Below are 24,905 nucleotides of genomic sequence, written 5' to 3' on the forward strand. Positions count from 1 at the left end.
CTTTTTCGGCCTGGTCGGACAGCATATTTTGAGTGGTCACAAAAGGATCAGTCATGAGCAGCCGACGCGCTGGCTTCCGTGCTGACGCCGCCAGCTGCGCAGCAGCAGGTTCAATTGCCCGGTGCGTTGCACCTCAGCCATAGGGCCATTCGGTTCGCCATTTCCATCCAGACCTTGGACCAGTACCTCTGCCCCATGTCCTAAAGAAGCGGCGCTGCTCGCAGCTTTGGTCGCGGCCAGGACAGCTTCAGAGTGCGTCTCAAACGGATAGTCCTTATCGTCGTACCGGACCTTCCAACGATCGGCAGCTTTCGACACGTAGTATCTAACATTTGCCAAAAGCGCCCCCCGTATGCCATGCTTGACCAAACCATGGCGGCAGACGCGCTGCAATGCCTGGCATGCCAAATGCCGTCGCTCACGGCTCAGCCTTACATTTGTGCAATTTTTTGAAAGCGCAGCAAGATTGTTAAATTCCACGACCGGCCTTGCCCAAGTGTCTATCACCTGAATGCCGCGCTTCGCGGCCAAGCTTGCGATCGCCGCAGCGACGACCAGCGCGCGGCCCGCAGCGAGGTTGCCTCGTTCGCTGTGATTGTCGACGTGAAGGACGATGGCGCCCGAGCCTTTTACGAGCGTGAGAGTTTTCTGCCGTTTCCAGACCAGTCGATGAAGCTGTTTCGACCGATGGCCGACATAGTAACGCTATTCAGGTGAGCAGATAAGACGAGGGGAGGGCCAAAAAATGTTTACCCGTTTAATACGGAAAGGCCGCCGACGATCCATGTAACGAACGTTTGTGGGCCGGCTCTGCAGCCTTATCCAGACCCGTATTACATTCATTTTTTCTAAAATACCCGGAACCGATAGCGCTCGCACGGTTTGAATCCCGTTCAGGGAGTTCCGAGCGCATGCGTAAACCGACGGGCCAACTCGCCTTCATCGATTTTCAGTCGCCGACGCTGGTCGAGAAGGCTCCCGACGGCGACAACTGGCTGCATGAGATCAAATACGACGGCTATCGGACGGAGCTTGTCATCGAGGGTGGCGCGGCACGTGCCTTCACTCGTCGCGGCTACGACTGGTCGCATCGGTACAAGCGTATTGTCCAGACGGCTGCGAACCTGCCGGTCAAATCCGCCATCATTGATGGCGAGGCTGTCGTGCTCGGAGCCACCGGTTTGCCCGACTATCAAGCCCTCGAGCGGGAGCTGGGGAATCCGAACTCGCCAAAGCTGATGTTCTTTGCATTCGACCTTCTACACCTCGATGGCCGCGATCTTCGGCAACAGCCGCTGATTGAGCGCAAAGCCGCACTGCGAGACCTGCTGGACGAAACGGCGCCGACGCTGACCTATGCCGAGCATCTGGAGCTGGGTGGTGAGGATGTGTTCGATCATGCCTGCCGCTTGGGCCTGGAGGGCATTGTCTCCAAGCGGGCAGATTCTCCTTATCGCTCGGGCGTCCAGGCGAGCTGGCTCAAGGTGAAATGCGTCAAGAGCGACACGTTTCCGATTGTCGCATTCGTTGAAAAGCTCGGTGCCAAACCGCGCCGCATTGCATCCCTGTATATCGGCAGGCGAGAAGGCGACCGGCTGCTTTATGCCGGAAAGGCCAAAAGCGGCTATACGTTGGAAGCTGCGCGGCGCGTTCGGGAGCGGCTTGATCCGCTCATAACGGGCAAATCACCTTTGTCGGAACACATCAAGAAGCCCAAGGCGACGTGGGTGGAACCCGTGGTGCTGGCCGAGGTGCAGTTCAGTGGCGTGACGGATCGCGGGATATTGCGTGAGGCGGTGTTCAAGGGGTTGCGGGAGGATCTGCAGACGATCCCGGCCAAGCCGCCATCACCTTCCAAGCGGCGCTCGGACAGCCAACACGGGGTTCCTCGTGAGAACATTCTGCAGCTTCTCCCCGAAGCCGTCACACCCTCCAGGGAAGAGCTCGCACAATACTGGGAACGTGTGGCCGATCAGGCTCTGATCCATCTCGGCCGACGACCGCTGAAGCTGGTCCGCCATGCCTTCGGCGCCACCTTCTACCACAAGGGACCCCTGCCTCCGATACCGGCATCGGTGCACCAGCTACGGGTGCAAAAACGCGAAGGCGGCGAAGGCGTCCGGGTGTGGGTGGATGGTCTCGACGGCCTGCTTGGCCTAGTAGAAATGGATGCCGTCGAGCTTCATCCTTGGAACGCCGCTATTGACGATGTCGAACATGCCGACCGGCTCGTCCTGGACCTCGATCCCGGCGAAGGCGTTCCATGGGATGCGGTGATCGAAGCCGCGCTGTCGCTACGCGGCATCTTGGAGGCAACTGGCTTGGAGAGCTGGCCGAAGGTCACTGGCGGCAAAGGCATCCACCTGATGGCCCCGCTCGCTGCGAAGATGACCCATGACAGTGCCCGGCAACTTGCCAAGTCAATCGCCCAATTGCTCGTTGACGCCGATCCTGACCGGTACCTGCTGTCCGCCGACCCAGCAGCTCGGAGAGGCCGCATCTTTCTTGACTACCTCCGAAACGGCCGGGGCAATACCGCCGTCGGCGCGTTTTCACCACGAGCCCGCCGCGGCTTCCCAATCGCCCATCCAGTTACGTGGAAACAGGTCGAGGCTGGCATTCGGCCGGACGCTTTCACGCTGGCGCACCCGTTCAAAGCCACGCCTCGAAAAGCCGCGTAGCCCGTGACCGGCGTCACCACCCTGTGCGGCATCCCCAGCGGGAACTATCCAACTCGATCCGGAGATTGATTTGCAGCGCGATCTCTGAAGTAGGTCGAAAGGTTCCAATGGGTAAGATGGCGACATTGCTCACGTCTACCTGAATGTCCGCCTTTGAGGATTCGCGCCTGAAGCTGCCGGTGTGCCTCCGGTCCCAAGCGACTCCTCTGGCCCAAGGCTATCAGACAGCAATGCCCCAACGTCCGCCATAGGGTTCAGTGCTACCAAGCTGCCCTTCGCTGGATCGATGCTGGTAGACGGCGTGGCCACGCCACCATCAATTTCCGCACACATCAACCACTTGGCGTGTCCGGCTCATCGCTCCAGGCAGATCGCCACACCCTGGCCGCCGCCGATGCAGAGGGAGGCGAGGCCCTTCTTCGCATCGCGGCGGATCATCTCGTAGAGCAATGTCACAACGATGCGGCAGCCGGAGCCAGCCAGGGGATGGCCAAGCGCAATGGCTCCGCCGCTCATATTGATGATGTCCTCGTTCCAGCCCATCTCGCGGTTGACCGCGATGGCCTGTGCGGCAAAGGCCTCGTTGATCTCCATGACGTCGAGGTCCGACGACCGCCAGCCGGCCTTCCGAAGCGCGAGACGCGAGGCGGCAACCGGGCCCAGCCCCATGTCCATCGGTTCGACGCCAGCCGAAGCATAGGAAGCGATCCGGGCCAGGGGTGTAAGCCCTAGTTCGTTCGTTCGTGCTTCCGACATCACCAGGACGGCGGCGGCACCGTCGTTGAGGCCGGAGGAATTGCCGGCGGTGATCGACCCGGCCGGGTCGAAGACCGGCTTCAGGCGGCCAAGACCTTCGATGGTGGTCGAGGGATTTGGGTGCTCGTCCCGGGCGACGTTAGAATGGCCTTGTCTGGTCTTTATCGAGACCGGGACGATCTCATTGTTGAACCTTCCGGCCCGAATGGCGGCGTCCGCGTTCTCCTGCGAGCGCAGCGCGAAGCGATCCTGCTCATCGCGCGTGATCTGATAGCGCTTTGCGAGGGACTCGGCCGTCATGCCCATGTGCACATTGTGGAAAGCATCCCACAGCCCGTCGGTGATCATGGAGTCCTTGGCCGTCAGATCACCCATGCGCACTCCGCCGCGCGCGCCGGAAATGAAATGCGGCGCCGATGTCATCGAGTCCTGCCCGCCGGCGATTACGCAGTCGGCGTCGCCGCAGCGTATCGCCTGCGCGGCAAGATGGATCGACTTCTGGCCGGCGCCACAGACCTTGTTCACCGTCAAGGCGGGAACGCCGACCGGCAGGCCGGCCTTCAGCGACGCCTGCCGTGCCGGATTCTGCCCAGCGCCGCCGGTCAGCACCTGGCCCATGATCACCTCGCTGACGGCGTCGGGCGCAAGCCGCGCATCGACCAGAATTGCTTGGACAACTTGCGCGCCCAACTCCGCCGCCGAGAGGGTCGCAAAGGCACCGTTGAGCTTGCCAATCGGCGTGCGTTTGGCGGCAACGATATACACGGCATCCATTTCCAGTCCTCCACAACGCGAATGGCGTGCCCACGATAGCTGCTTGACATTCTGGTTATAACCAATAATCTGAAATGCATCGGCAGGCAAGGTCGCGGTATCCGGCTGGCCTGCATTGCGGGAGGAAATCCATGTCGTCCGTGCTTTGGACGCCGGCGCCGGCCGCGTTCCAGTCGTCCAACCTTGCGCGCTTTTCTCTGGCCAACGGCTTCGACCCGCGGGACTACGAGACGCTGCATCGCTGGTCGATCGGCGAGCCCGGCGCATTCTGGCGCGCCGTGTGGGACTTTGCGGAGGTCATCGGCGAGCCTGGCGCTATTTCCTTTTTTCGCGACGATCAGGCGCCGATGACGCGGAGCCGCTTCCTGCCAGAAGCGCGGCTCAACCTCGCGGAAAATCTGCTGCGCGGCGACGAGGAAAAGCTCTCGGTCATCGAGGCCGATGAGAGCGCTCATTTCCGCACCACCACGTTCGGCGAACTGCGTCGTCTCGTCGCCAGGGCGGCGCAAGGACTGCGCGAAGCCGGCGTCGGCAAGGGCGATTGCGTCGGCGGCATCCTGCCCAATCGCCTCGAGGGCCTCGTCGCACTTCTGGCGACGCTGTCGATCGGCGCCATCTGGTCATCCTGTTCGCCGGATTTCGGCGCCGCCGCGATCGTCGATCGTCTCGGCCAGATCGGCGTCAAGGTGCTGTTTGTCGCGCCACGCTACCGCTATGCGGGCAAGGAGCACGACATTTCCGGCCGGCTGGCCGAAATCGTAGCCACGCTGCCGACGGTGACGATGGTGGTGCTGACGGGCGGCGACAAACCCGCCATGACCGCGGCTGTCGCTTTCGAGGATTTCGGCGCCGACGTACCGCTGGCTTTCGAACGCGTGCCGTTCGACCATCCGGCCTATGTGCTCTACACCTCCGGCACTACGGGCGCGCCGAAGGCGATCGTCCATCGAACCGGCGGCGTGCTGCTCCAGCATCTGAAGGAACACCTGCTGCATGGCGACGTCCGCCCGGGCGACGTCGTGAGCTGGTACACCAACACGGCCTGGATGATGTATCACTGGCTGATCTCGGGCCTTGCTTGCGGCGCGACGGTCGTTCTCTATGACGGCGCGCCGATCCTGAAATCTGCCGACGGCCTCGACCCCCGCCCGCTCTGGACAATGGCGGAGCGCGCCAAGGTCACCCATTTCGGCACGAGTCCGAAATATCTGGCCACGCTTGCGGCCGAAAGCTATGCGCCGGGGCGTCTGCACGACCTTTCATCGCTGCGCTCGTTGCTCTCAGCCGGCGCGCCCGTCTCCCCCGGCCAGTTCGATTGGGTCTACGCGCATGTGAAGCGCGACATGATCTTCGCCTCGATCTCCGGCGGCACCGAGATCATCGGTTGCTTCCTGCTCGGATCGCCCATCCATGCGGTTCGTCGTGGCGAACTGACCGTAAAAGGTCTTGGCCTCGCGGTGGCGGTGATGGACGAGCGCAACGCGCCGCTCATCGGTCGACAGGGCGATCTCGTCTGCACCGAACCCTTCCCGTCGATGCCGCTCACCTTCTGGGGCAAGGACGGCGACGCGCGCTATCACGCCACCTATTTCGCGGCACGCCGCGAAATATGGACGCATGGCGACGTGGCCGAGATGACGCCTCATGGCTCCGCTGTCATCCATGGCCGCTCGGACACGACCTTGAAGCCCGGCGGCGTGCGCATCGGCACGGCAGAGATTTACGCGGCTTGCGAGACCTTTGCCGAGATCGAGGATTGCCTCGTTTTCGGCGCGCCGGTCGAGCGTGACGAGGAAATCGTGCTCTGCGTCAAGCTGCACGATGGCTTCGCGCTGACACCCGGACTCGCAGCCCGCATCCGCCACGCCGTCCGTGAAGGCGCATCGCCGCGCCACGTGCCGCATCGCATCCATGCGGTGCAGGCCGTGCCCTATACGCTGAACGGCAAGCGTGTGGAGGGTGCGGCTCGCTCGACCCTCGAAGGCAAGCCGGTGAAGAACATGGCTTCCCTCGTCAATCCCGCATGCCTCGAGGAATACCGCATGCTCGACCGGAGCGAGGCGGCATGAGCCGGTCGAAAGGAGCCATCGTCGGCATTGGCGAGCTGAAGCCGCAGCGCCTGACCAGCGGGGTGACGACGCTGGAAATGATCGCCGAGGTCTCACGCCTGGCGGTCCTCGACGCGGGACTGGAGCGGGGAGCCATCGATGGGCTGCTGGTCGGGCCGCAAGTCGGCGAGACGCCGCAGCATGTCCCGGCGACCATCGCCGAATATCTGGGACTCGCTCCGACCATGGCCAATGTCGTCGATCTAGGCGGCGCGTCCGGCGCCGGCATGGTCTGGCGCGCGGCTGCGGCGATCGAAGCGGGTATGTGCGAGGCGGTGCTCTGCGTGCTCGCCAACAACCGCGAGGCGGCAGCACCCCGTTCGCCCAATCGCAATCCGATCCGCGAGTTCGATGTGCCGTTCGGCGCCTCGGGCGCCAACATTTCCTACGCGCTGCTGATGCAGGCGCATATGGCGGAATACGGCTCGACGGCGCGGGATTTCGCCATGATCGCGGCGGCGGCGCGCGCCAATGCGCAGTCCAATTCCGACGCCATCTTCTTCGGCAAGCCGGCGGATGTGGAAGCGGTGCTGGCCTCGCCGATGATCGCCTCGCCGCTGCATCTTCTAGAAATCGTCATGCCGGTCGCCGGCGGCGAGGCTGTCGTCGTCACCTCGGCCGAACGCGCTCGCTCGCTGCGCAAGCCGCCCGTCCATCTGCTCGGCGCCGGCGAGAAGGTCACGCACCGGGCCGTCAGCCAGGCGCCCAGCCTCACCTCCGGCCCGCTGAAGAGCGCCATGGCGCGGGCGTTCCAGCAGTCCGGTACGCAGGCCGACGAGATGGACCTTCTCTCGCTCTACGATTGCTACACCATCATGGTCGCCACAACGATCGAGGATGCTGGCCTCTGCGCGCCGGGCGAATTCGGCGCCTGGCTGCGCGATCGCGATCTATCACACAAGGGCGACATGCCGCTGAACACGCATGGCGGCCAGCTGGGTTTCGGTCAGCCGGACCTTGCCGGCGGCATGACGCACGTCGTCGAAGCGGTGCGCCAATTGCGCGGCGCGGCGGGCGGACGCCAGATCGGCAAGGCCGAGCTCGCTTTGGTCACCGGCAATGGCGCGACGATGAGCGAGGCGACCGCCCTGGTGCTGGGAGCCGCCTGATGTCCGTCGATCTCAACGCTTTGAAAACCGCCGGCCCGACGATCACCGCGCTCACTGCACCCTTCTGGAATGCCGCCGCCGAGGGGCGGCTGACCATCCAGCGCTGCGAGGACTGCGGCGAGGCCGTCTTTTATCCACGCCCGATCTGCCCACATTGCTGGAGCAAGCGCCTCGTTTGGCAGGACGCTTCCGGCAAAGGCCGGCTGAAATCCTTTTCGGAAGTCCACAAGCCGGGTCATCCCGGCTGGTTGCCGGCCGCACCCTATGTCGTCGGGTTGATCGAACTAGCCGAAGGGCCAACGATGCTGAGCTTCATTCAGCCCGGCGCGCGACCACCGCAAGTAGGGGACGCGCTGCTGCTCGCGCCGACGGCTATTGGCGGCCGCGTCCTGCCGGCCTTCAAATCAGTCGAACCAGCAACAGAGGAGAAGCCGGAATGAGCACCGAGACGAAAGACGGTTGGGCAGGCGTCGTGAAGGGCCGCCCACAGGTCGGCGCCTTTGCCGAGCGCACGCGGCGCACGCGCATGAGCGACATCGAAGCCTTCACCGACATCACCGGCGATCGCAATCCGCTGCACTACGACCGCGCGCTGGCCGAGAAGTCGGTGTTCGGCAAACTAATCGTCCAGGGCGGCGTCACTTCGGGTATCCTCAATGCGCTGGTCGCCGAGGACCTGCCAGGCCCTGGGACCGTGTTTCTCGAAGTGGCCTGGAAGTTCGTCAGGGCGGTTGGCGTTGACGAGGAGATCACCGGACGCGTGGAGGTCAAGGACGTGCGGCCCGACAAGCCGATCTGCAAGATCGAGACCAGCGTGCGCAACGGCCAGGGCGAGCTTTGTCTCACCGGCACCGCCACCGTGTTCACCGTCCCGCTGCAGGCTGGATGAGCGCGCTGAATGACAGCCGGCCCCGCACGGCGGCCGACACGGAACGCTGGCGGGTGCTGGCGTTGCTTTGCCTGGCGGTCGTTCTGTCGCTGACGACATGGTTCTCCGCGACCGCCATCCTGCCCGAGCTGAAGCAAGAGCTGGGGCTTGGGCCAAGCGCCGAGGCCTGGCTGACAAACGGCGTCCAACTCGGCTTCGTCATAGGCGCGCTGATGGCGAGCCTGGTCAACCTGCCCGACCTGGTGCGGCTCAGCCGCCTCATGGCAGTGGCCGCGCTGGTCGCCGCGCTCGCCAATGCAAGCCTGCTGCTTCATCCCGGGCCGGGCGGCGTCATTGCCGCGCGGATCATGACCGGTATGGCACTGGCCGGCGTCTATCCGCCGGCGCTGAAGCTGGTGGCGACCTGGTTCACGCGCGACAGGGGCTTGGCGCTCGGCGCGGTCATTGGCGCGCTCACCATCGGCTCGGCGCTTCCCCATCTCTTCCGCGCGGCGTCGAGCACACTTGACTGGCGGCCGGTGGTTGCCGCCGCCAGCGTGGCGACCGCCATTGGCGCGCTGCTGTTTCTCTTGTTTGCCAAGGAAGGGCCCTATCCCTTCGGCAAGGCGCTGTTCGAGCCGTCGCGCATCGGCCAGGTGTTCCGCGAGCGGCCTTTGCTGCTCGCCAATCTCGGCTATCTCGGCCACATGTGGGAGCTCTACGCCATGTGGGCGTGGCTGCTTGCCTACACGCGCGCTGCCTTCGAGGCGCAGGCGATCGGCACGGCCGCTGCGGCGTCTTTGGCGACCTTCTTTGTCGTCGCGTCCGGCATTCTTGGCTGCCTGCTCGGAGGCTATCTGTCTGACCGTATCGGCCGCACGGCGACCACCGCCGGCATGATGATCGTGTCGGGTGGCTGCGCATTGCTGATGGGCTTCGTGTTCACGGGCCCGCTCTGGCTCTTCATGCTCGTCGCCATCGTCTGGGGCATGTCCGTGATCGGTGATTCGGCGCAGTTCTCCGCGGCCGTCACCGAACTCGCCGACCGCCGCTTCGTCGGCACCGCACTCTCGGTGCAATTGGGCGCGGGCTTTGCGCTCACCGTGCTCGCCATTTGGCTGGCGCCGCGTTTCGCCGATCTCATCGGCGGCTGGCGCTGGGCCTTCCTGCTGCTGGTTCCGGGACCGGTTCTTGGGACGATCGCCATGCTGTGGTTGCGAAAGTTGCCGGAGAGCGTGAATATGGCGGGCGGCCTCCGTTAAAGGAGGCGCTGCCGCTTTTGAAGTCGCGGCACATGATTTGCTGCAGGCTGACCGAATGGAACAGATGACCAGAATGCGCGGGCGTCCTCGCTACGACCAGGAAGATGCCGCGGCCGCCGAGGCGTTCCGCTCGATCGGCTCCAAGGTCCAGCTCAATCGCGACGAGGCGGCCCCCCTCTGGGTCCAGTTGCGCAATCAGGTCGAGGAAGCGATCAACACCGGCCTGCTGGCGGCCAATTCGCGCATTCCGTCCGAGCAGGCGCTCTGCGATTTCTTCGGCGTCTCGCGCCCCGTCGTGCGCGCGGCGATCGGTTCGCTGTCCAGCGAGGGCCGCATCATCAAGATGCCACGCAAGGGCATGTTCGTCGCCGCGCCCCGCGAGCATGTCGACTTCATGACCGCCAATCTCGGTGTGTTCGACGACCTGACAGCCAAGGGCCACAAAGTCTCGACGCGCACGCTGTCGATCAGCCGCTGCCCGCCGAGCGAGAAGGAATCCAGCGTCTTCGGCATTCCCGCCAACGGCAGCGTGGTCAGGATCAGCCGCGTCTACATGACCGACGGCTCGCCGATCACCATGACGCGCATCAGCCTGCCGGGGCATCGGGTGCCTGGCCTCGAAAACATCCTGTCGGAGAACCAGTCGATCTTCGGCACCATCCGCGCCGTCTTCGGCCTGACGGTGAAACGCGCCGACCGCTGGCTGCGCGCGGCGCTTCCGACCAAGGAAGAGGCCGAGCAGATGGGCGTTGCCGCCAACACGCCGCTGATCGAGATCGAGTCCATCGCCTATGACGCCGATGGCGCCGCGCTCGAATATTACGAGGCCTTCTACAACTCCTCCGTCGCCCGCATCCACATGGCGGTGGAGCAGCCGTCCGCGACGGTGAACGGGGTGGATCGCACCTGATCTCGGAACGTCGACAAAAAAGTTCGTTTTCTGGTTATAACCAGATTGACGATCCCGGGCATGTTCTGTAACGTGCCTGTCATGGGGTCGGGAGGAGCCTGACCCGGAGGCATTCTCAGGATCGACACGGCTTGAGGCGCCGCTTCGGCGGCGAAGGGAAGATTTTGCCCACGCTTAAGCCTGGTCCTGACGGAGGACGTTCATGGACTACCGGTCGCAATTCGACCTCACGGACGAGGTCGCCGTAATCACCGGCGGCGCCAGCGGCATCGGCTTCGAGGCCGCCAGGGCGCTCGGTACCTGCGGCGCGCGCGTCGTCCTGCTCGACATGAACGCAAGCGGCCTGAATGCGGCCGCGGGAATGCTGAAGGCAGGCGGGGTCGCAAGCGTCGAGGGCCGCGTGCTCGACGTCACCGATCCGCGCGCCGTCGAGGCAATGGCCGCCGGGATCGTCGAAGATTTCGGTCAGGTCGATATTCTGGTCAACAGCGCCGGCATTGCCCGCCTCAACACCGCGCTCGACACACCGGACGAGGAATGGCGCCTGGTGATGGATGTCAACGTCAACGGCGTCTACTGGGCCTCGCGTGCCTTTGGCCGTTCCATGGTCGCCCGAGGGAAGGGCTCGATCGTCAATCTGGGTTCCATGTCGGGGCTGATCATCAACCGTCCGCAGACAGCGCCGTCCTACATGGTCAGCAAGGGCGCCGTGCACATGATGACCAAGGCGCTTGCGGTCGAATGGGCAAAATCGGGCGTGCGCGTCAACGCGTTGGCGCCGGGCTATGTCGGCACCGAGATGACGCTGAAGATGCGTGAGCGTCCCGAACTCTTCAACACCTGGCTCGACATGACGCCGATGGGGCGGCTCGGTGAGCCACAGGAGATCGCTTCGGCCATCCTGTTCCTGGCTTCGCCGGCGTCGAGCTACGTGACGGGCGCGATCCTGTCGATAGACGGCGGCTACACGGCCTGGTGACGGATTGAGCAAGGATTGGAATATCGCATGACCGTTTCGGACCGAGAGGTGCGCCAGGCAATCATCGACGCCTGCATAGAGATGAACGCGCTTGGCATCAACCAGGGCACATCCGGCAACATCAGCTGTCGCCATGGCGACGGCATGCTGATCTCACCGACCAGCACCCCCTACGACACGCTGGTGCCCGAAGACATCGTCTTCATGGACTGGAACGGTGAGGTCGACGGCCGCCTCCCGCCATCGAGCGAATGGCGCTTCCATTTCGACATCATGAAGGCGCGGCCCGAGGTCATGGCCGTCGTCCACGCACATCCGACCTACTGCACCACGATCGCCATCATGGGCATGAAAATACCGGCGATCCACTACATGATCGCCGTAGCCGGCGGCAGCGACATCCGTTGTGCTCCTTATGCCACCTTCGGCACCGCCGAGCTGTCGGCGCATGCGGTGGAGGCGCTGCGCGACCGCAAGGCATGCCTGCTCGCGCAGCACGGCATGATCGCCGTCGGCACAAGCTTGAGCCAGGCGATGTGGCTTGCTGTCGAAGTCGAGACGCTGGCGCGCCAGTACCACGGCGCCTTGCAGATCGGCCAACCGCCGGTCCTGTCCGACGAAGAGATTGAAAACGTCATCAAGCGCATGGCCAGTTATGGCCTCCGCGACAAGGAGGCAGCTGCCTGAGCGCGCTCACTTCATAGAAATCCTCCGGGAAGACCCGGTGCGATCAACAAGGGAGGAACTGAAATGACCAGATCAATGAAAGGCGTCGTCAGGGCGCTCGCTTTGGGGTTGGCGGCGGCTTGCAGCCTGGCCGCCATCTCCGGCTCGTCCGCCGAGGAGCTGTTGCTGAAGGGCAAGCGCATCGGCGTTTCCGCAATCGGCACAGACCACTACTGGGACCTGATGGCGTTTCGCGGCATCCAGGATCGCGTGAAGGAACTCGGCGGCGAAGTGATCGCCCTCGACGCCGGCCGCAAGGACCAGCAGCAGATCGCCCAGCTGCAGACGCTGATCGCGCAGAAGCCCGACGCCATCGTCGAGCAGCTCGGCAATCTCGAAGTGCTGAACCCGTGGCTGCAGAAGATCCGCGACGCCGGCATCCCGCTTTTCACCGTCGACACCGCCACGCCGCACGCCATCAACAACACCACGTCGAATAACTACAACATCGGCGCCGAGATCGCGCTGCAGATGGTCGCCGAAATGGGCGGCAAGGGCAACGTGCTGGTCTTCAACGGCTTCTACAGCGTGCCGGTATGCAAGATCCGCTATGACCAGCTGAAATACGTGCTGACCTCGTTTCCGGATGTGAAGATCGTCGAGCCGGAACTGCGCGATGTCATCCCGAACACGGTGCAGAGCGCCTATTCCAACGTCACCGACATGCTGACCAAGTCGCCCGAGAAGGGCTCGATCGGCGCGGTCTGGGCTTGCTGGGACGTGCCGCAGATCGGCGCCACGCAGGCGGTCGAGGCGGCCGGCCGCACCGAGGTCAAGACCTATGGCATCGACGGTAGCCCGGAAGTCATCAAGATGGTGATGGACCCGAAGTCGTCGGCGGGCGCGGTCGCGGCGCAGCAGCCCTATGAGATCGGCAAGACCTCCGTCGACAACGTCGCCAAGTATCTGGCCGGCCAGAAAGTGCCGCCCTTCACCTTCGTCCCGGCGGTGCTGATCAACAAGGAAAATGCCGCCGAAAAAGGAAAGCCTTTCCTCGACGCAGCCGAGAAGGCTGGCGTTAAATAGAGCGGACGAAACGGCGGGCAGCCAACCTAATGGCTGCCCGTCACATCCAACCAGGATTCATGGCCATGCAGACAGCAAAGCGTGACATTGCTGTGTCGATGACGGGCATATCGAAGCGCTTCGGTCCGGTGCGCGCGCTGGAGAACGCGAACCTCGAGATCGCCCGCGGCTCGATCCTCGGCCTTATCGGCCAGAACGGCGCCGGCAAGTCGACGATCATCAAGGTGCTGGCCGGCATCATCAAGCCGGACAGCGGCACTATTCTCATCAATGGCGAGACCGTATCCTCGCTCACGCCGGCCTCGGTCGAAAAGCTCGGCGTCCACTTCATCCACCAGGACAGGCTGCTGGTGCCGACCGCGACCGTCGGCGAGGCCGTGTTCCTCGGCCACGAAATCGGCCTCGGCCCATTCGTCAGCCGCCGTGCCATGGACCGCGGGGCCGCCGACCTGTTGAAGCACTTCTTCGGTATGGAATTGCCGGCGGGAACGCTGGTCAAGGACCTGACCACCGCGCAGCAGAAGGTTGTGCAGATCACACGGGCGCTGGCGCAAAAAGCATCTGTGCTGGTGCTGGACGAGCCGACTGCTGCGTTGGTCAAGCGCGAGGTGGACAGCCTGTTCGACGTGCTGCGCAGGCTGCGCGACGACGGCATCGCCGTGGTCTTCATTTCTCACTACATGCAGGAGATCGAGAAGCTCTGCGACCGCGTCACCGTGATGCGCAACGGCACCGATGTCGGCACCGTCGATCCGCGCCAGACGCCAATCGACGAGATCATCTCGATGATGATCGCCCGCGAGGTCGGCGAGATGTTTCCCAAGCGCTCGGTCACTTTGGGCGCGCCGGTGCTGGAGGTTTCCAATCTGCGCCTCGGCGGCAGCTTCGAAAACATCGGCTTCAACGTGCGCGCCGGCGAGATCGTCGGCCTCACCGGCCTGCTGGGCTCCGGCGCCAAGGAGGTCGTCCAGTGCCTGTTCGGTCTCAAGACCGCTGATGGCGGCTCGATCAACGTCGAAGGCAGGGAACTTGCGCTGTCGACGCCGGTCAAGGCGGTGCGCGACGGCATCGCCATGCTGCCGGAAGACCGCCGCGCGCATGGCGTGGCGCTCGGACTGTCGGTGCGCGAGAACATCTCTTTGGCCAGCCTGCGCCGCTATTCGCGCAGCGGCATAGTCAGCCGCGGCAGTGAGAACCAGGCGGTGGACGGCCTGGTTAAGGAATTGTCGATCAAGACGCCGCATCGCGACGCGCTGGTGCGCGAGCTTTCCGGCGGCAACCAGCAGAAGGTGGCGATCGCCAAATGGCTGAGCTGCCAGTCGCGCGTCTATGTGCTGGACGAGCCGACGGTGGCCATCGATATCGGCGCCAAGGTCGAGATCTATAATCTCCTGAACCGGCTGGCGGGAGAGGGGGCGGCGATCCTGCTTCTGTCCTCCGACCTGCTTGAGCTTGTCGGCGTCTGCGACCGCGTACTCGTCGTCTATCGCGGCAGGCTGGCCGCCAGCTTCTCCGGTCCGTCGATGAACAGCGATGCGCTGCTGGCGGCCTCTTCCGGTGCCCGCTCGGGCGCCGATGGAGTAGCGGCATGAGCGCGACCACTCTGCACGCCGACGCCAGTGTTCCCGACGAAAAACAAGCCGCTGCCAAGAGCGCCGGCCGGCGCTTTGGCGCGCTGGTCGTGCGGCTCGGCGCGATCGCCGCCTTCGCTGCGATCATGGCCTATTTCGTCATCTTCGCGCCGGGCTTCAACTCGACCTTCAACCTGATCAACGTCGTCGAGCAGTCGGCGATCCTGGGCGTGCTTGCCTATGGCATGACGGCCGTCATTATTGGCGGCGGCTCCGATGTCACCGAAGGCGGCATCGATCTGTCGATCGCCGCCAATATGGGGCTCTGCGCCGCCGTCTACGCGACGCTCTTGTCGATGGGCTATGGCGACTTCCTCTCCGTGCTCGCGGCCATCGCCGTCGGCATGGGGGTCGGTGCGCTGAACGCGGTAGCCGTTGTCGGCCTCGGCATCCTGCCGCTGCTCGCAACGCTTGCCGTGCTCAACGTCGCGGCCGGCATGGAACTCACGCTCACTCAGAACACGGTCGTCGGCGCATCCTCCCCGCTGCTCGGCGTGCTGGTCTCCGGCAGCTTCCTCGGCATCTCCGCGCTTGCCTGGGCGCTGATCGTCTTCTCCGCGATCATGATCGCGGTGATCCACGGCACGGCGTTCGGGCTCAGGCTCTACGCTGTCGGCGGGCATCCCGAGGCGGCGCGCGCGGCCGGTCTGAGCGTGCCGTTCTACGTGTCCTTCACCTATGTGCTGAGCGGCTTCTGCGCGGCGGTGGCGAGCGTGCTCACCGTCTCGCGCCTCTCGGCCAGTACGCCCGGTTCCGGCGAGCTGCTTCTGTCGGTGCTGGCGGCGGCACTGCTCGGCACCGTCTTTTCGCGCCGCTTCGTGCCGACCATGGGCGGAACGCTGCTCAGCGTGCTGTTCATAGGTCTTTTAGCCAACGGCTTCCAGCTGCTCAACGTCTCCAGCTACTGGGTCAACGGCGTGCAGGGCGCGCTGATCCTGCTGGTCGTGGCCATCACATCCTTTGCCCGCGGTTCGGAGGGTTCGCGATGAGCGTCTCGGCCAACGACAACACCGCGAAGGTGAGCCTGCGCGGCTTCCTCGCCAAATACAGCGTGCTGATCGCATTTGCCGCCATTGTCATCTTCTTTTCGGTGGCAAGCCCGACCTTCCTGACGCCGGCCAACCTTTTCAACGTGCTGGTCAACAATGTCGTCATGCTGGCGATCGTTGCGCTCGGCCTCACCATCGTTATTTCGTCCGGCGGCATCGATCTCTCCGTCGGCGTCTCCGTCGACATGGCAAGCATGGTCTTCGTCATGCTTCTGGCCGCCGGCTACAGCGGCGTGACCGGTGTCGCCGGCGGACTTGGCGCCGCGTTGATTGTCGGTGTGCTGAATGCGATCCTGATCACCAGGCTCAACATCAGCCCATTCCTGGCGACGCTCGGCGTGCTCTTCATCGGCCAGAGCACGCAGCAGCTCGCCACCAGCGGCGGCCAGCCGATCTACCTCACCAGCGGTTATGCCGCCGACCAGTTCAACGCCATCGCCCGCACCGCTTTGTTCGGCGTGCCTACGCCGGTCATCGTCCTGATCGTCCTGGCTTTCGCGGTTCACGTCCTGCTGCATCGTTCCGTCTTCGGCCGCTATGTTCAGGCGATGGGCGCGCAGCCCGGCGTCGCCTGGTATTCCGGCATCCGCGTGTCGCGCGAATTGTCGATGGTGCATGTGCTTTGCGCGCTGCTCGCCGGCGTCACCGGCATCTTGCTGTCGGCCACGGTGAAGTCCTACGTGCCGCTGTCGGGCAATGCTTTCCTGCTCGACGCCATCGGCGCCACCTTCATCGGCACGACGCTCAGCCGCGAGCGCAAGCCATCGGTGATCGGCACGCTGCTCGGCGTTCTATTGCTCGCCATCGTCAAGAACGGGCTGCTGCTTGTCGGCTGGAATTTCTACTGGCAGCAGGTCGGCATTGGCGTGCTGGTCTTCCTGGTGTTGGCCGCAAGCTTCGGCCTGCGCCGCGCCGCCCATTGAGTTCGAAAGGTTCGTCAATCATGCCACAATTCGACGTCAGCTCGATCGGCTTCTACGTCCTCGACATCCTGGGACGCCCGGTCTCGCGCATCCCCGAAGGTGGCCGCGCCGACTATATCGAGGAGATCCGCATGACGGTTGCCGGCACGGCCGGCGCCACCGGTATGGACTGCGCGATCCTCGGGCTGAAGACGCGCGCCGTCACCACACTCGGCACCGACGACATGGGCGACTGGTTCCTTGCCAAGCTGAAGAAATACGGATTGGAGACGGATCTCGTGCGCCGCGACGGCAGCGTCCAGACTTCGTCCACCATCCTGCCGGTGCGGCCAAATGGCGAGCGCCCGGCGCTGCATGTGCCGGGCACCGCCGCCTTGTTCGAGGTCGCCGCCGCCGATTTCGACGCCGCCCTTGACGCCACCGTCGTTCATGTCGGCGGCACCGGCCTGTTGAAGCGCTTCGACGGCGAACCGACGGTCAGGCTTTTGAAGCGAGCCAAGGAGCTTGGCCGCACCACCACCTTCGATCTCATCCAGGCGACCCCCGAGACGTGGAAGCTGGTCGAACCCTGCCTGCCTTATATCGACTATTTCGTGCCCAGCATCGACGAGGCCGGCGAGATGGCGCATGACCGCGATCCGGCCCGCGTCGCCGCCTTCTTCAAGGCGAGGGGCGTCAAGAACTGCATCCTCACCCTTGGTGCGGATGGCGTCTATGTCTCGCCAGAGCATGGCGAGGATTTCCATTTGCCGGCTTTTGAGGTCGAGGTCTTCGACACCACGGGCTGCGGCGATTCCTTCACCGCCGGCATCATCGTCGGTATCGTCAAGGGCTGGGACCTCAGGCAGTCGGCGCGCTTTGCCAGCGCGGTCGCGGCCAAGGTTGCAATGGGGCTTGGCTCCGATGGCAAACTCGTTTCATTCGACGACACGATCGCGGTGATGAATTCGCTCCCGGTCAAGACATCAAAGGTGGAAGCAGCATGACCATTCTTCCTGAGGCCAAGGGCAAAACGGCTCTCGTTACAGGCGCCAGCCGCGGCATCGGCAGGGCGCTCGCGAAAGGGCTAGCGGAGGCGGGCTTCGACGTTGCCATCACCGATCTGCCGTCGCAAGCAGCCGAGCTCGACGTGACCAGGGGGGAGATCGAGGCGGCGGGCCGCAAGGCCTATGTCTACACGATGGACGTGAGCAGAAAGACGGACATTGAGGCGACCGCGCAGGCGCTGCTCGAGGCCGCGGGCAGCATCGACGTGCTGGTCAACAATGCCGGTATCCTGAGACCCAGCCTGCTCCAGGATCTCGATGAGGCCAATTGGGACGCGCATTTCGACATCAACGCCAAGGGCGTGCTGATGATGTGCCAGGCGGTGCTGCCGCATATGCGCGAGAAGAAATCGGGTCGGGTGATCAACATCGCCTCGATCGCCGGGCGCCAGGGCGTGCCGATGCAGGGCCATTACGCCGCGACCAAAGCGGTTGTGATCACGCTCACCCGCGTGCTGGCGCAGGAAGTCGGCATGGACGGAGTCACCGTCAACGCCATCTGCCCAGGCATCATCCTGACCGAGATGGGCAAGAACAATCTGGGCAGCGAAGCCGCGATCCGCCATTGGGAGGACGTTGCCGCGCTGAAGCGCCTCGGCGCACCGGAAGACATCGTCGGGCCGGTGCTGTTTTTTGCCTCGGACCTCTCGGCTTTCGTTACCGGACAGGCGCTCAACGTCGACGGCGGCATCTATTATCACTGACGATCCGCTTCAGCGGCACGGCAGCTGCGCCTTCTTGCCGAGTGTGGAACCATTGAAGTCGACCGTTTGGCTGCTCGAGCCTCGAATTCCTGCCAGGCGGATACACCAAGTTTGGCGCGCATCTGGTGGAAGGCGGCCCGGCTCGGAAGGTGACGCTCGGCCGTAGGCATGAAGCCAGATCGCGATGTGTTCGACACACTGTCTGGAAGCCACCTTTCTGGCAAGATCGTTCCAGAACCGGACCGTCTGCCTCCGGTTCCAATGCTGCCCGGCTATGCGGCGCAAGTAGGTCGTCTATTATATGCACCCGCAAGCCCCAGGGCAGCCGTTCGCGTTCTGACGCGGGCTGCTGTTTGGGCGGGGCGTCCGCCGAGGAGCTTCGGCCTTGCCTCCGGTTCAAGCGCCTCGCTGAAGTCAGCAGGATATAGTCGCGCCAGTACAGAAATGCCCGCAGCGAGACCGCGCGGCTCGTCAAAGTCGCTTTGGAGCGAGGTGAGGGCTCTGAAGCAGCTGGGTTAGAAGCGCAGGTCAGCAGTTCAGATCATCGGGCGTTGGCAGCGAAATTTTCATGGCTGCCAGGTACTAGGTTAATGGCACTATTTGGAGAGCGGGTGAGATGCGTTTTCAAGACAAGGTCGTGATCGTCACTGGAGGCAATTCCGGGATTGGACGTGGAATAGCGCGGTACTTCGCCAAGGAAGGCGCCAGACTTGCTCTTGTCGGTCGTGACAGTGCCAAGGGCTCGGAAGTGGAGGCGGAAATTATTTCCGCGGGGGGAAGAGCGACTTTTTTCCAGTGTGATCTTGCAAGCGAAACGGCGGTCGAGGCGCTGGTGAGGACGGTTGCTCAATGGGGCAGCCTGGATGTGGCCGTCAACAATGCCGGGGTCGGCTCCCGCCGGTCAGGCATCGAAGCCAATGAATCGCCGGGCCAGCGCTGGTCGAAGTTGCGCGGCCCCAATCTCGATTCGACCTACTTCGTCTCCTCCTACGCCCTTCCGGTGATGCGCGACTGCGGCGGTGGCTCGATCGTAAACATCTCATCGACGGCCACGCTGCACGGAAACTGGGGATTGTACGGCGTTGCGAAGGCCGGAGTGGAGGCGCTCACACGCTCGCTGGCGGTCGAGGGTGCGCCATTCGGAATCCGGGCGAATTGTGTCAGCCCCGGCTGGATCGCCACAGAGCTCGATGAAAAAGAACCTGCGTCGAGCACGAACTCCTCGGGCGAGTGGGAAGTCCCGCCCGGTGTCTTCAACCGCATGGGAACACCCAACGAGATTGCTGCAGCGGTGGCCTTCCTCGCAAGCGGGGAAGCATCCTTCATCACCGGTCAGACGCTTGTGGTCGATGGCGGATTGTCGATCCTTGATTATACGTCCTTGTCGCTGCTCAAGACGCGCGGCCCCGCGCTGTTTTCGGGAACATTGGCAGATACGTCCCCCCAGCGGGAACCAAAGTGACACAATCAGAAGCGCTCATCACCGTGCCGGTGCTGGAGATGGAATTGGTTTTGCCTGTGCCAGGCTGCTGGCCCAGGCTGGTTTCACGGTTGCGCTCTACTTGACCACGGACCGGCATGGGCACCAGGGCGAAGCCCTCCCTGGAGACGCACCTTGCGGCGCGGACGAATGGATCATGAGCTTGCGCTGAGCCTACAGACCGCTTTTTGGTCACGAAGGCATTTTCCGGCAACACTGTCGCTCGGCTCTGGGCGCATCCTGACTGAACCATTTACGCCACGTCCTCACCGACAACTCCTGGCCGCGCCGGTGATCGCGGGCCTTATTCGCATCGGTATCGACGCCCGGCTCATACGTCGGCCCCGGTCAGATCGACCAAAGCCAGCTCTCGGATCGAGGAGATCGATGTCACGCACCGAGGATCGAGATCCGGACGATAGAGGAAGCGCCGCTGTTTGCCTCGAAATGATCGCGCAAGCGCGAGCCTTCTTGCCTTCAACCTTGACAGGGAACATGAGAGACTAGGGCTTGGCCGATTGAGCGCCCTCATCAATTGAGTGAAAGCCGAGTCGGACAACTCAGCGCTTTTGCCACGACAGGTAAGCGGTCTCCGATGGCCTTGGAGGCGGCGGAGATGAAACAAGCTCACTGATCATCCTGGCAAGGGGCCTGATGTCTTCCTGCTGGCTCGCGCTTTCGAGGCTTGCTAGATACTCTGCCCGTCGATCGTACGGGATGATGGTCCAAGGGAAGCCGCCTTCAGCCAGAAGGGCATTCATCAGGAACCTGCCAATGCGGCCATTTCCGTCGTGAAAAGGATGGATGTAGGTGAAGAGGAACGGCGTCAGCAGGGCGTTGACCCGCGGATCGCTTTCTTCGGAAACGCAATCGAACAGCGCCTCTAAGGCATCAGGGATCGCTCCGTGAGGCGTTGGAACGTGGTTCGAGCCCCGAAGATAGATCGGGTGCCCGCGATAGCCTGCGAGTTCGTGCGGCTTCAGTATGCCGGCCGTTACAGAGGGCGCGAACATCTGACGGAACCACTCCTGATGTCGGTCCCAAAGAAGGGGCCCGGGTGCCGTGCCGGAGATGATCTTAAATACGTCCTCCCGCACCGCGTTGAAGGCGAGCCAGTACCCTCTTGCGGCGAGCGCGTTCCTTCGGTCCCAGTCGTCTACATTTTTGTCTGGATTCCATGAACCGGAGCGGACGCGTTCGATAAGCTCTTCGGATACGTGATAGCCCTCGATCGACAGCGAATTGTAGGCATCGGAGACGTAACGCTCATCAATGCTCTTCATATAGGCGGCCTTGTCCGATATCGTTCGGCGTTCCAGGTCGAAGGCGCTTAATGCATCATTCCGCATTTTAGCCCACAACAGCCGTATCCGGGTCGCGGCCGGATGGCCCCCGGGCCTGATCGAGGTTGGCTGGAACACGGCGCTTTCGTCGAAGGGGTTCTCCTCCCGAACGGAGTATCCGGCAGACTGCATCGCCGACATGATGTCGTCTGCATCCTTGTTTCGTCCCATCATCCTGAGCGCCCCGACGATGCGACCCGCTATCGTGCTGCGTCCTTCCGACAGGAGGTAACGAAGCAGCGAGGAAGAACCTCGGATCGATCCGAGGACGCTGACTACATCCGTTTCCATGGTGCGCCATGAATTGGGAGCCAGATTACACAGGGCATCTTCAGCGCCCATCACACGCATGCCATCGACTTGCCCTGTGCTTTCTGGCATCGGCCCGCGAAGGAAGAAAATTGAGGATCCGCCGGGCAATTTGAGAACTTCGTTGCCTGCGTGCGGACTTCTCACGATGAGTTGGGCTGGAACCGCTCTTTGTCCGGAAAGAAAGGAGACAGACCCCTCGGCAGACAAAGACCATTCGCTGCCGAACCGGGCATTCAAATATGACTCGGCAAACTCCCAGTAGACAGTCGACCAAGCGTCATCAACCCGCCGTCTCGTGCCGGGTCTGGAGTTGACGGCCAGCCATCCCTTTATGACCTTTTCGAGGAACCCATTCCTGAGAAGCCGCTCGCGATGGACCCGGGAGATGTCGGCGCTCTTGAGCACCGTAGTCCTCCCTCCTCGGGTCAGCCTCTTTAGCTCTTCGAGTGATCGGGCCAGAGGGCTCTGCTTTTCAGTTGCGGCCATAGCCCGGCCTCCCGGTTCGTTAGATCGCAATGTTTTCGCGTTGTGGAAACACAATGTTTTCGTGCTGTTGGATTACAATATTTTCATGCTGTTGGATTACAATGCTTTGATGCTCCGCTTGAGTCAAGCGCCCACTGCGCACGGTCGGGCGCGTCCCGCAATGAACGTTTGTAGGATTTCACGAAAAAGCGTTTTGGCCGAAGCGTCAAGTTCTGCAAAAAGGGGGCGGCCATGAGGCGTGCGCTGGCGGAATTGAAGATAATGGCGCTAGGAACGGCCGCTGGCGTAATATGCGGCGCTCGCAGTTGGTGGCGGTGCCGTCACCGCCTCGACCATCTGCTGGAGTGCGATCTGATGCGCAGGATGATCGAACCGCTGTTCCTGAAGCCAACCTAGATAGCGCATCGTCCAGTTCTTCTTGCTCGGATAGCTACGGCTGTGCTTGAGCATGAATGCGCTCACCTGCTGGCGGTGAACGCGCAGCTTCTCAAAGAAATATCTCACCATCGAGCCAGCTCGCCATCACAACGTTTTCGCGGTCCTTTGGTGCAGGTAAGTGGCGTCAAAATCTCCTGCTCGGACGAGCCCGGCCCAGTCAACAGCATGAAAGCGGGGGCCCTCGGTCATTATCAACCCGTTGCGTCGAAGCTCCTGAAGCACTCGGTTCACGTGGACGGTTGATAAGCCCAACGCGTCGCCGAGCGCTGCCTGCGTGATCGGAAGGTTGGTCACGTGATCCTCGATAAGCCCCATCGAGTGAAGGCGGACGATCAATTCGCACAATATGTGAGCCATACGAGTATAGGCGTCGCGCCTTCCGACGTTGGTAACCCATTCCCGGTATATTGCTGCATCAATTACCGTAGAGCGCCAAAACATAGTTGCTATGGAGACATGTTGGTCGCAGATGGCTACCATAGCATCGTGCCGCATGAAGCCCAGATTGGCGCGCGTCAGCGATGAGAAAGTGCAGTCCAGAACCGAGAGATGCATTCCGTGCAGGTCGGGAATATCGCCCGGAACAAAGAACGATGTAATCTGCCGTTTTCCCTCACCGGTAAGCTTGGTTGATCCCACCAAGCCCTCCAAAACTACAAATGATTTGGTGGGTCGATCTCCCTCGCGCACAATGTCCTCGTTTGCCGCGTAGTCCCTCTTCAGAAGCGGGATGCCTTCTAAGATAGCCATGTCTGACTGGGTTAGATCAGAGATGTTCTGAAGCTTACGGATCAAAACATTCGGGGAACGGACATGTGCCAAATTGTGTGACCGGGTTGAGTTACGTCCCGAACTGCAATTAGGCGCTAATGTTCCCGACGTCGTCAGCGAGCGGCTTGCGGGCAAGGGGGCCAGCCACTCAGAAACACGCCTACAGCGGCGATTCCGGCGGCCTCAGCTTGTCCTTCATGGCTTTCGCCTCTCGAAGCAGCGAGGGCCAGTTCGCACCGAGGAGCGAGATCAACTCCAATGCCTGTGCCTCAGTAATACCAGTCTCTGCCAGAAGCCTCGGTACAAGGCGGCGGTCGGATGCAAGCGCCACGGAATGGCCCCCAAAGGGACCAAACGACATCATTTGATATTCGTTCCGCTCTACGCCGTTGATTTTTTAAAGGGCGCTTGCTGCACACTCATTTCCGAGCGCCTGATTGGCCCTTGTGAAGCGGGCGACCAATGAACTTGTTCTATTTGCGCCCGATGCTCACCTATCTTGCCGCTCAATTGCCGATTGGACAGCGGGGCTGAATGACGTCAGTAAATCCCCACGGCAATGACGAGGATGATTCCGATAGCCGCCAAGGCCATGACCGCGACCATTGCGGCCTCAAACAGGCCGCCGCCGTTTCTTACGCGGTTCGTCATGGTTCCACCCGTGCGCCCCTACCTCTTTTTCTCCTTCCAAACGAAACCCGGAACCTATTCCTGCGGAATCACAATTGTTAGCAGCAAGGAAAAATCGTTTTGACTGGCCTGGAATGTTGAAGCCGACGCCTTTGGCGAGACGAGCAGCGAGAGCGCGAAATAATCCTGCCCGGTCTAACCGGCGAGGGAGAGGCGATAGCGGCACTCGGCATGGAGGGGCAAGATTGCGCCTTGCGTCCGAACCTTCAGCAATGGGGATGCTCCGTTCCAAAAGTTCTCCAGGTATCGAGGGTGGCCGCCGCGGATCGGGAAGGTTTGCAGGATTTGGCGGGGAGCAGAGGAACTTTGCCCTCTTTTATATCCGCAGAATCGAAGAGCCTCTATCATAGGTAATCGCGCGCTGACCTGACCTTGGGTAATTGCTGGGCCAAGGAGCTCTTTGGGAGAGAACGTGATGCTATATCCAGGGCGGTTTTTGGAAGAGAACGAAATTGGGATGCTTGCCCGCGTGTTTCAAACAGTCTGCAAAGAGGGCGGCATTTTACCCGTTTCGCAACAAGGGGAACGCTTAGCTGCGCACCTGCTCAAGTTATTTATGAACGGCTTGACTGGGGAGCACGAGTTGCTCGAAGCCGAGAGGAACTGGGCTCGAGGGCGCGAGAAGTTGCTCCAGGTTTCTGCCATTTACTCAGGCACGAGGAAGGGACCCCACTTAGAGCATAATCAGCACCTGATGGAATCGCCAGGGATTCCCATCGGCGAGAATATCTGATTCATCATGTCGGCTGGATATGCAGGCCAGCAGGCATGGTTAGAGCCATATCGGAGGATCTGCGTTCGCGTGTGATCGCGGCGGTTGAGGGTGGCCTGTC

At 62.5% G+C, this 24,905-nt stretch carries 20 protein-coding genes and 2 pseudogenes; 17 read left to right on the forward strand and 5 right to left on the reverse strand.

The features are described from left to right. Positions 1-51 precede the first annotated feature (51 nt). Positions 52-531, reverse strand: a complete 480-nt coding sequence (locus FJ958_RS24220; protein WP_140746169.1) for a DUF2188 domain-containing protein — start codon at positions 529-531, stop codon at positions 52-54. A 380-nt stretch (positions 532-911) separates the two neighbouring features. Here FJ958_RS24220 and ligD point away from each other — a divergent pair, with 380 nt between their 5' ends. Then, positions 912-2,681: a DNA ligase D gene (gene ligD / locus FJ958_RS24230; protein WP_140746172.1), complete on the forward strand. Its 1,770-nt coding sequence runs from the start codon at positions 912-914 to the stop codon at positions 2,679-2,681. Positions 2,682-3,035: 354 nt separating this feature from the next. On the opposite strand, the gene FJ958_RS24235 is transcribed toward ligD, so the two are convergent. Beyond that, entirely contained in the window at positions 3,036-4,211 is a 1,176-nt protein-coding gene (locus FJ958_RS24235) for an acetyl-CoA C-acetyltransferase (protein ID WP_140746175.1), read from the reverse strand. A 131-nt stretch (positions 4,212-4,342) separates the two neighbouring features. Here FJ958_RS24235 and FJ958_RS24240 point away from each other — a divergent pair, with 131 nt between their 5' ends. From FJ958_RS24240 to FJ958_RS24310, 15 genes are all read left to right on the forward strand, one after another. Beyond that, positions 4,343-6,280: an acetoacetate--CoA ligase gene (locus FJ958_RS24240; protein ID WP_140746178.1), complete on the forward strand. Its 1,938-nt coding sequence runs from the start codon at positions 4,343-4,345 to the stop codon at positions 6,278-6,280. Then, a complete protein-coding gene (locus tag FJ958_RS24245; protein ID WP_140746181.1) occupies positions 6,277-7,428 on the forward strand; it encodes a thiolase family protein in 1,152 nt (383 codons plus the stop codon). Before FJ958_RS24240 ends, FJ958_RS24245 begins: the two co-directional genes overlap by 4 nt. Beyond that, complete coding sequence (locus tag FJ958_RS24250) at positions 7,428-7,868, forward strand: zinc ribbon domain-containing protein (protein ID WP_140746184.1); 441 nt, start codon at positions 7,428-7,430, stop codon at positions 7,866-7,868. Before FJ958_RS24245 ends, FJ958_RS24250 begins: the two co-directional genes overlap by 1 nt. Then, on the forward strand, positions 7,865-8,317 hold the full coding sequence (locus FJ958_RS24255) for a MaoC family dehydratase (RefSeq protein ID WP_140746187.1): 453 nt from the start codon (positions 7,865-7,867) through the stop codon (positions 8,315-8,317). Before FJ958_RS24250 ends, FJ958_RS24255 begins: the two co-directional genes overlap by 4 nt. Further along, positions 8,314-9,558 (forward strand): MFS transporter, encoded by a 1,245-nt coding sequence (locus FJ958_RS24260; RefSeq protein ID WP_140746190.1) that lies wholly within the window; start codon positions 8,314-8,316, stop codon positions 9,556-9,558. Before FJ958_RS24255 ends, FJ958_RS24260 begins: the two co-directional genes overlap by 4 nt. 73 nt (positions 9,559-9,631) lie before the next feature. Beyond that, on the forward strand, positions 9,632-10,468 hold the full coding sequence (locus FJ958_RS24265) for a GntR family transcriptional regulator (RefSeq protein ID WP_140746193.1): 837 nt from the start codon (positions 9,632-9,634) through the stop codon (positions 10,466-10,468). 202 nt (positions 10,469-10,670) lie between these two features. After that, complete coding sequence (locus FJ958_RS24270; RefSeq protein ID WP_140746196.1) at positions 10,671-11,447, forward strand: SDR family oxidoreductase; 777 nt, start codon at positions 10,671-10,673, stop codon at positions 11,445-11,447. A 27-nt stretch (positions 11,448-11,474) separates the two neighbouring features. Beyond that, the gene (locus tag FJ958_RS24275; protein ID WP_140746199.1) at positions 11,475-12,134 is read left to right on the forward strand and encodes an L-fuculose-phosphate aldolase; all 660 of its coding nucleotides are present in this window, start codon (positions 11,475-11,477) and stop codon (positions 12,132-12,134) included. 63 nt (positions 12,135-12,197) lie between these two features. Then, complete coding sequence (locus tag FJ958_RS24280; protein ID WP_210243470.1) at positions 12,198-13,199, forward strand: sugar ABC transporter substrate-binding protein; 1,002 nt, start codon at positions 12,198-12,200, stop codon at positions 13,197-13,199. A 65-nt stretch (positions 13,200-13,264) separates the two neighbouring features. Further along, positions 13,265-14,791 (forward strand): sugar ABC transporter ATP-binding protein, encoded by a 1,527-nt coding sequence (locus FJ958_RS24285; RefSeq protein ID WP_181176500.1) that lies wholly within the window; start codon positions 13,265-13,267, stop codon positions 14,789-14,791. After that, positions 14,788-15,819 carry an ABC transporter permease gene (locus tag FJ958_RS24290; RefSeq protein ID WP_140746202.1) on the forward strand — a complete coding sequence of 344 codons (1,032 nt, stop codon included), beginning with the start codon at positions 14,788-14,790 and terminating at the stop codon, positions 15,817-15,819. Before FJ958_RS24285 ends, FJ958_RS24290 begins: the two co-directional genes overlap by 4 nt. Continuing rightward, positions 15,816-16,802 carry an ABC transporter permease gene (locus FJ958_RS24295; protein WP_140746205.1) on the forward strand — a complete coding sequence of 329 codons (987 nt, stop codon included), beginning with the start codon at positions 15,816-15,818 and terminating at the stop codon, positions 16,800-16,802. Before FJ958_RS24290 ends, FJ958_RS24295 begins: the two co-directional genes overlap by 4 nt. A gap of 20 nt (positions 16,803-16,822) precedes the next feature. After that, on the forward strand, positions 16,823-17,788 hold the full coding sequence (locus FJ958_RS24300) for a sugar kinase (protein WP_140746207.1): 966 nt from the start codon (positions 16,823-16,825) through the stop codon (positions 17,786-17,788). Next, positions 17,785-18,552, forward strand: coding sequence for an SDR family NAD(P)-dependent oxidoreductase (locus FJ958_RS24305; RefSeq protein ID WP_140746210.1), 768 nt, complete (start codon positions 17,785-17,787; stop codon positions 18,550-18,552). Before FJ958_RS24300 ends, FJ958_RS24305 begins: the two co-directional genes overlap by 4 nt. A gap of 616 nt (positions 18,553-19,168) precedes the next feature. Continuing rightward, positions 19,169-20,014 carry an SDR family NAD(P)-dependent oxidoreductase gene (locus tag FJ958_RS24310; RefSeq protein ID WP_140746213.1) on the forward strand — a complete coding sequence of 282 codons (846 nt, stop codon included), beginning with the start codon at positions 19,169-19,171 and terminating at the stop codon, positions 20,012-20,014. Between the two features lie 578 nt (positions 20,015-20,592). Here the strand turns inward: FJ958_RS24310 and FJ958_RS24315 are convergent. From FJ958_RS24315 to FJ958_RS32470, 3 genes and pseudogenes are all read right to left on the reverse strand, one after another. Next, positions 20,593-22,092: a Fic family protein gene (locus tag FJ958_RS24315; RefSeq protein WP_246679738.1), complete on the reverse strand. Its 1,500-nt coding sequence runs from the start codon at positions 22,090-22,092 to the stop codon at positions 20,593-20,595. A 402-nt stretch (positions 22,093-22,494) separates the two neighbouring features. Then, a pseudogene (locus FJ958_RS32465) lies at positions 22,495-23,106 on the reverse strand (helix-turn-helix domain-containing protein); the annotation flags it as partial. Beyond that, a pseudogene (locus FJ958_RS32470) lies at positions 23,080-23,361 on the reverse strand (cyclic nucleotide-binding domain-containing protein); the annotation flags it as partial. The pseudogenes FJ958_RS32470 and FJ958_RS32465, both read right to left, overlap by 27 nt. Before the next feature lie 1,123 nt (positions 23,362-24,484). On the opposite strand from FJ958_RS32470, the gene FJ958_RS31670 reads away from it, so the two are divergent. Then, positions 24,485-24,805, forward strand: coding sequence for a hypothetical protein (locus tag FJ958_RS31670; RefSeq protein ID WP_181176501.1), 321 nt, complete (start codon positions 24,485-24,487; stop codon positions 24,803-24,805). Positions 24,806-24,905 lie beyond the last annotated feature (100 nt).

The organism is Mesorhizobium sp. B2-3-5, from assembly GCF_006442395.1.
Classification (GTDB): domain Bacteria; phylum Pseudomonadota; class Alphaproteobacteria; order Rhizobiales; family Rhizobiaceae; genus Mesorhizobium.

What these genes read in the sequence shown, in the direction of transcription:
- FJ958_RS24255 (WP_140746187.1), top strand. Translation starts at nt 7,865, where the DNA reads ATGAGCACCGAGACGAAAGACGGTTGGGCAGGCGTCGTGAAGGGCCGC.
- FJ958_RS24250 (WP_140746184.1), top strand. Translation starts at nt 7,428, where the DNA reads ATGTCCGTCGATCTCAACGCTTTGAAAACCGCCGGCCCGACGATCACC.
- FJ958_RS24290 (WP_140746202.1), top strand. Translation starts at nt 14,788, where the DNA reads ATGAGCGCGACCACTCTGCACGCCGACGCCAGTGTTCCCGACGAAAAA.
- FJ958_RS24295 (WP_140746205.1), top strand. Translation starts at nt 15,816, where the DNA reads ATGAGCGTCTCGGCCAACGACAACACCGCGAAGGTGAGCCTGCGCGGC.
- ligD (WP_140746172.1), top strand. Translation starts at nt 912, where the DNA reads ATGCGTAAACCGACGGGCCAACTCGCCTTCATCGATTTTCAGTCGCCG.
- FJ958_RS24240 (WP_140746178.1), top strand. Translation starts at nt 4,343, where the DNA reads ATGTCGTCCGTGCTTTGGACGCCGGCGCCGGCCGCGTTCCAGTCGTCC.
- FJ958_RS24280 (WP_210243470.1), top strand. Translation starts at nt 12,198, where the DNA reads ATGACCAGATCAATGAAAGGCGTCGTCAGGGCGCTCGCTTTGGGGTTG.
- FJ958_RS24285 (WP_181176500.1), top strand. Translation starts at nt 13,265, where the DNA reads ATGCAGACAGCAAAGCGTGACATTGCTGTGTCGATGACGGGCATATCG.
- FJ958_RS24275 (WP_140746199.1), top strand. Translation starts at nt 11,475, where the DNA reads ATGACCGTTTCGGACCGAGAGGTGCGCCAGGCAATCATCGACGCCTGC.
- FJ958_RS24235 (WP_140746175.1), bottom strand. Translation starts at nt 4,211, where the DNA reads ATGGATGCCGTGTATATCGTTGCCGCCAAACGCACGCCGATTGGCAAG.
- FJ958_RS24260 (WP_140746190.1), top strand. Translation starts at nt 8,314, where the DNA reads ATGAGCGCGCTGAATGACAGCCGGCCCCGCACGGCGGCCGACACGGAA.
- FJ958_RS24245 (WP_140746181.1), top strand. Translation starts at nt 6,277, where the DNA reads ATGAGCCGGTCGAAAGGAGCCATCGTCGGCATTGGCGAGCTGAAGCCG.
- FJ958_RS24305 (WP_140746210.1), top strand. Translation starts at nt 17,785, where the DNA reads ATGACCATTCTTCCTGAGGCCAAGGGCAAAACGGCTCTCGTTACAGGC.
- FJ958_RS24265 (WP_140746193.1), top strand. Translation starts at nt 9,632, where the DNA reads ATGCGCGGGCGTCCTCGCTACGACCAGGAAGATGCCGCGGCCGCCGAG.
- FJ958_RS24310 (WP_140746213.1), top strand. Translation starts at nt 19,169, where the DNA reads ATGCGTTTTCAAGACAAGGTCGTGATCGTCACTGGAGGCAATTCCGGG.
- FJ958_RS24270 (WP_140746196.1), top strand. Translation starts at nt 10,671, where the DNA reads ATGGACTACCGGTCGCAATTCGACCTCACGGACGAGGTCGCCGTAATC.
- FJ958_RS24300 (WP_140746207.1), top strand. Translation starts at nt 16,823, where the DNA reads ATGCCACAATTCGACGTCAGCTCGATCGGCTTCTACGTCCTCGACATC.